At 69.0% G+C, this 5,889-nt stretch carries 5 protein-coding genes and 1 pseudogene; 4 read left to right on the plus strand and 2 right to left on the minus strand.

Going from position 1 to position 5,889, the window contains the following annotated elements; all coding sequences use genetic code 11:
- Positions 1-212 precede the first annotated feature (212 nt).
- Together DJ75_RS13035 and DJ75_RS13040 are read left to right on the plus strand one after the other, a co-directional pair.
- Positions 213-1,283, plus strand: a complete 1,071-nt coding sequence (locus DJ75_RS13035) for a DUF1611 domain-containing protein (protein WP_094524887.1) — start codon at positions 213-215, stop codon at positions 1,281-1,283.
- A complete protein-coding gene (locus DJ75_RS13040) occupies positions 1,280-2,320 on the plus strand; it encodes a dipeptide epimerase (protein WP_094524888.1) in 1,041 nt (346 codons plus the stop codon). The genes DJ75_RS13035 and DJ75_RS13040 overlap by 4 nt, the downstream gene beginning before the upstream one ends.
- A gap of 43 nt (positions 2,321-2,363) precedes the next feature.
- On the opposite strand, the gene DJ75_RS13045 is transcribed toward DJ75_RS13040, so the two are convergent.
- Complete coding sequence (locus DJ75_RS13045; RefSeq protein ID WP_094524889.1) at positions 2,364-3,245, minus strand: PspA/IM30 family protein; 882 nt, start codon at positions 3,243-3,245, stop codon at positions 2,364-2,366.
- A 176-nt stretch (positions 3,246-3,421) separates the two neighbouring features.
- Between DJ75_RS13045 and DJ75_RS13050 the strand changes: the two genes are divergently transcribed.
- Positions 3,422-4,393: a sugar phosphate isomerase/epimerase gene (locus DJ75_RS13050; protein ID WP_094524890.1), complete on the plus strand. Its 972-nt coding sequence runs from the start codon at positions 3,422-3,424 to the stop codon at positions 4,391-4,393.
- Between the two features lie 16 nt (positions 4,394-4,409).
- Positions 4,410-5,588 carry a Gfo/Idh/MocA family protein gene (locus DJ75_RS13055; RefSeq protein WP_094524891.1) on the plus strand — a complete coding sequence of 393 codons (1,179 nt, stop codon included), beginning with the start codon at positions 4,410-4,412 and terminating at the stop codon, positions 5,586-5,588.
- Positions 5,589-5,653: 65 nt separating this feature from the next.
- Here DJ75_RS13055 and DJ75_RS18710 read toward each other — a convergent pair.
- A pseudogene (locus tag DJ75_RS18710) lies at positions 5,654-5,889 on the minus strand (hypothetical protein); the annotation flags it as partial.

Below are 5,889 nucleotides of genomic sequence, written 5' to 3' on the forward strand. Positions count from 1 at the left end.
TCGTCGGTCGCCCTCCGCGTTGCTCCGGGCGACTGACTCCCTCGCGCGTGCGGTTCGCGGCCTGTCGGCCGCTCACCGGCACGCGCCACTGCAGTTCAGGTATAAATTTCACGGCGCGCGTTCGAGTGTCGTCCGGTGAGATCGGCGCTGCCGAGTCGACCGGTCGTCGAGCGCTCGACCCTTTTAAGAACGCCCGGAGCGAGCGACCCACCATGGACCACGAACGGATCGTCATCCTCGCCCACGAGAAGTTCCCCGGCCGCGCGAAGACCGCGCTCGGCGTGATGCGCTACGGCGACCAGGACGTGCGCGCCGTCCTCGACCGCGACCGCGCCGGCGAGCGCGTGCGCGACCACGTCCCGAACGTCTCGGACGCGCCGATCGTCGGGTCGTTCGGCGAGGCGCACGCGGCCGCCGACGGCGACGTCGACGCCGTATATATCGGGATCGCGCCGATCGGCGGCGGCTTCGACGAGTCCTGGCGGTCGGACGTCGAGGCCGCGATCGAGGCCGGCTGCGACGTGGTGAGCGGGCTCCACTACTTCCTCAACGAGGACGAGGAGCTCGCCGCGCTGGCCGCCGAACACGGCGTCGACCTCGTCGACGTTCGCGAGCCGGACGACGACCTGACGGTGGCGACGGGCGCCTCCGGCGACGTCGACGCCGACGTGGTGTGTACGGTCGGCACCGACTGCTCGGTCGGGAAGATGACCGCCTCGCTGGAGATCGTCGCCGCCGCCCGCGAGCGCGGGATCGACGCGGCGTTCGTCCCGACCGGCCAGACCGGGATCATGATCGCCGGCTGGGGGAACCCGATCGACCGCGTCGTCTCCGACTTCACCGCCGGCGCCGTCGAGGACATGCTCGTCGAGGTCGGCGACGACTACGACCTCCTCGTCGTCGAGGGGCAGGGAAGCATCGTTCACCCCGCCTACTCGGCGGTCACCTGTGGCATCCTCCACGGCTCGATGGCGGACGGGCTGGTCCTCTGTCACGCCGCGGGGCGGGAGGCGATCCACGGGTACGAGTCGTTCGCGCTCCCCTCGCTTCCGGAGTACGTCGACCTCTACGAGGGGCTCGCGGCGCCCGTCCGCGAAGCGAGCGTCGTCGCCGGCGCGCTCAACACGAAGGACGTCGACGACGACGAGGTGGCCGCCGACGCGGTCGACGCCTTCGGCGACGCGGTCGGCGCTCCCGCCGCCGACCCCGTCAGAGACGGCGCCGACGGGATCGTCGACGGGATCGTCGAGGCCGGGCTCGGCGGGGAGACCGTCGACAAATGAGCCTCGACACGGCGTTCGAGCGGGTCTCGCTTCCCCTCGAGGACCCGTTCACGATCTCTCGTGGCACCCAGACGGAGGCCGAGAACGTGATCGTCCGGATCACGGACGAGGGCGGGATGACCGGCGTCGGCGGGGCCGCCCCGTCGGCCCACTACGGCGAGACGGCCGCCACCGTCGAGGCGGTGCTCCCGGACCTCCTCGCGGTCGTCGAGTCCGTCGGAGACCCGCACGCGATCCGCGAGATCGAGTCGCGGATGGCGGCGGCGATCGGCGGCAACCCGGCCGCCCGGGCCGCCGTCTCGATCGCCGTCCACGACCTCGCCGCGAAGCGGCTCGGCGTCCCGCTCCATCGGCTCTGGGGGCTCGACGCGTCGGCCGCGCCGGCGACCTCGTACACCGTCGGGCTCGACGAGACGGAGCGCGTCCGGGAGAAGGCCGCGGCCGCGGTCGAGGCCGGGTACCCGATCCTCAAGATCAAGCTCGGCACCGACCGGGACCGCGAGCTGATCGACGCCGTCCGAGCGGCCGCGCCGGAGGCCCGACTCCGCGTCGACGCCAACGAGGCGTGGACGCCCCGCGAGGCGGTCGCAAAGAGCGAGTGGCTCGCCGACCGCGACGTGGAGTTCGTCGAGCAGCCGGTGCCCGCCGCGGACCCGGAGGGGCTCCGGTTCGTCTACGAGCGGTCCGCACTCCCGATCGCCGCCGACGAGTCGTGCGTGACGCTCGACGACGTTCCCGCGATCGCCGACCGCTGCGACATCGCGAACCTGAAGCTGATGAAGACCGGCGGCCTGCCCGAGGCGAGACGGATGATCGCCGCGGCGCGAGCCCACGGGCTGGAGGTGATGTGCGGCTGCATGATCGAGTCGAACGCGTCGATCGCGGCGGCCGCCCAGCTCGCGCCGCTCCTCGACTACGCCGACCTCGACGGCTCGCTGCTGCTCGCCGAGGACCCGTATGACGGGATCGGGATGGGGAACGGTGAGATCCGGCTCGAAGGACAGGAGCGGGCGGGGACCGGAGCGCGCTCGGAGTGAGGCCGGAAGTGAGAACGGCGGCGGCGACCGGCGCCCGGCTTCGTTAGTTCCGCGGCTCGTCGGCGTCGACCTCCGACTCCTCCAGTTCGACGTCGACTTCCTCGTCGGCACCGGCGTCCCCGTCGAGGTCAGCCTCGAGGTCGTCCGCGTCGATCTCCGATTCGATGTCCGCCAGTTCGTCCTCGACTTCCTCGTCGGTCGCGCCCCCGCTGTCGCTCTTCGGCTCGCCCTTCCCGAGCTCGCCCTTGAGCGTCTCCAGTTCGGCGTCGACCTCGCTGTTCGTCGAGAGGCTCTCCAGCTCGCGGTCGATGCTGTCCTTGTCGGAGAGCGCGTCCTCGAACGCGCCGGACTCCTCCAGCTCGTCCATCGCCTCCGCGCGCGCCTCCATCTCCTCGGTCCGCTCCTCGGCGCGCTCGATCGACCGGCTCACGTCCTCCATCTCGTCGCCGACGCCGGTCATCGCCTCCGAGACGCGCGAGGACGCCTCCGCGGCCTCATAGCGGGCCTTCATCGTCTCCTTCTTCGTGCGGAACTCCTCGATGCGGTTCTGCAGCTTGTTCTTCTTCTCGACGAGCTGATCCTGGGTGTCGTTCAGCTCCGCTATCTGCCCCTCCAGCTCCTCGATCTGGGCCATCTTCGACTTCTTCTTCTCGAGGGCCTTCCGCGCGAGGTCGTCGCGGTCCTGCTGGACCGCCTCGCGGGCCTGTCGGTTGTGCTTCTCGACGTTCTCCTCGAGCTTGCGCTTCTGGATCTCCAGGCGCTTCTTCTGGGTCGTCAGGTCGGCGATCCCCTGCTTGACGTCTTGGAGCTCGTCGCGCATCTGTTCGTACGAGTAGTCGAGCGACTCCGTCGGATCCTCCGCCCGGTTCAGGAGGGCGTTCACCTTCGAGCGGATGACGTAGGAGGCGCGCGAGAGGATTCCCATAGTCCGTCATACGCGTTCCACCCGTTAAAACCTCATGTGGTTCGCGGCCCCGCGTCGGACCGAAAGGAGACCGAATTGAGGCCGAAAACGCCCGGAACGGGGGCGAGATCCGGCCGTCGGCACCCGTCGGTCGCCAGCACCTGAAGATTTATTCGGGGTGTTGTACTATTTCGCGCATGGATATCGGCGTACTGACCGTTCCATTGGGCGGAGAATCGACCGAAGACGCGGCCGCGTACCTCGACTCCATCGGGGTCGACGCGGTCGAACTCGGCGTCGGGGGGTGGCCCGGCGAGGACCACGTCGACCGCGAGTCGCACCTCGCCGACGAGGCCGCGCGCGAGGACCTGCTCGGCCTGCTCGACGAGCACGACCTCCGGATCTCGGCGCTGGCGACCCACAACAACCCCCTCCACCCGGACGAGGAGCGCGCCGCGGCGGCGGACCGCGAACTCCGGGAGGCGATCGAGCTGGCCGACCTGCTCGGCGTCGGCACGGTGACCTGCTTCTCCGGGCTCCCCGCGGGCGCGCCCGGCGACTCGACGCCGAACTGGGTCACGGCGCCGTGGCCGAGCGAGCACGCCGACGCCCACGAGTACCAGTGGGACGAGGTCGCGATCCCGTACTGGAACGACCTGGCGAAACACGCCGACCACCACGGCGTCGACGTCGCCATCGAGATGCACCCGAACATGCTCGTGTACGAGCCGACCGGGATGCTCGCGCTGCGGGAGGCCACGAACGAGCGGATCGGCGCCAACTTCGACCCCTCGCACCTCTACTGGCAGGGGATCGACGTCACCGAGGCGATCCGGTTCTTGGGCGAACGCGACGCGATCCACCATTTCCACGCCAAGGACACGAAGGTGTACGACGCGAACGCCCGCGTGAAGGGCGTGCTCGACACGGCGGACTACACCGCGGAGGCCGACCGCTCGTGGCTGTTCCGCTCGATCGGCTACGGCCACGACGAGGCCCACTGGAAGGACGTCGTCTCGACGCTCCGGATTGTCGGCTACGAGGGCGCGCTCTCGATCGAACACGAGGACTCGCTCACCTCCTCTCGCGAGGGGTTAGAGAAGGCGGTCGACGTGCTCGATCGGGCCGTCTTCGAGACGCAGCCGGGCGACGCGTACTGGGCGGAGTAAGACGGAGGACGCAATCATGACACGGGAACCACTCAAGATCGGCGTGCTGGGGTATCGCTTCATGGGCAAGGCGCACGCGAACGCGCTGGCGCGGCTTCCGATGTTCTTCCCGGACGCGCCCGACGTCGAACGTCACACGCTCGTCGGGCGCGACGAGGGGGCGCTCGCCGACGCCGCGGACCGCTTCGGCTTCGCGCACACCGCGACGGACTGGGAAGACGCCCTCGACGAGGTGGACGTGTTCTACAACCTCGGGCCGAACCACGTCCACGCGGAGCCGTCGATCGCGGCCTTGGAGGCCGGCGTTCCGGTCCTCTGCGAGAAGCCGCTCGCGCCGACCCTGGACGAGGCGGCGGCGATGCGCGACGCCGCGGCGGACGCCGACGTCCCGGCCGGCACCGCGTTCAACTACCGGTTCGTCCCGGCGCTCCGCTACGCGAAGGGGCTGATCGAGGACGGCGAGCTCGGCGAGATCCGGCAGGTCCGCGGGCGGTACCTCCAGGACTGGCTCGCGGACCCCGAGGCGCCGTGGGCGTGGCGCATGGACGCCGACATGGCGGGCTCGGGCGCGCTCGGCGACCTGGGCGCGCACACGATCGACCTCGCGAGCTTCCTCGTCGGCGACGAGGTCGGCGGGATAGACCGCCTCTCCGGCCACCTGCAGACGTTCGTCGACGAACGGCCCGTCTACGAGGACGGCGGCGACGTCGACGAGGGCAGCGAGGGCGGCGATGGCGGCGACGCCGCAGTCGCGGAGTACCGCGACGTGACCGTCGACGACGCCTACTCCGCGCAGGTCGCCTACGAGTCGGGGGCGATCGGGACGTTCGAGGCGACCCGGTTCGCGACCGGTCACAAGAACGACCACGCGATCGAGGTCCACGGCTCGAAGGGGAGCCTGAAATTCTCCTTAGAGCGGCTCAACGAGCTGGAGGTGCTCCGCGAGGGCGACCGCGGCTACCAGACGGTGCTCGTCACCGACGAGACGGACCCGTACGTCGACCGGTGGTGGCCCCCCGGTCACGTCATCGGGTGGGAGCACACCTTCGTCCACGAGAACTACGAGTTCTTACGCTCTGTGTCCACAGGAAATATACCGGACACGTTCCCCACTTTCGAGGATGGGTATGAGGTCCAGCAAATTCTTGAGGCGATCACAGAGGCCGACAAACGTGGGGAATGGGTGAATCTGTAGCCGCGAGACGCTGCGGCGTTCCGAAGGCACACCGCGGTGTGTGTTGCGTCAACAAACCCTGATATCTAACTATTCTCGTTGATTCGCTCGGCGACCCGGTCCGCGATCTTGTCCATCAATTCGTCGCTTTCCATAATCGCGTCCATATTCTCATCAAGCGCCGACTCGACCACCTCGATCTCTTCCATCGTTTCGCCGCCTTGTGGGTCGGCCTGCTTGTACGACTCTTCGATCCCTTCCGTGATTTGCGACTTCGCGTCTTGTGCGTCCGGTGTGTATACCGCATCGTGTTCAGATAAGG

This window comes from Halorubrum sp. Eb13 (genome assembly GCF_002252895.1).
Lineage (GTDB): Archaea > Halobacteriota > Halobacteria > Halobacteriales > Haloferacaceae > Halorubrum.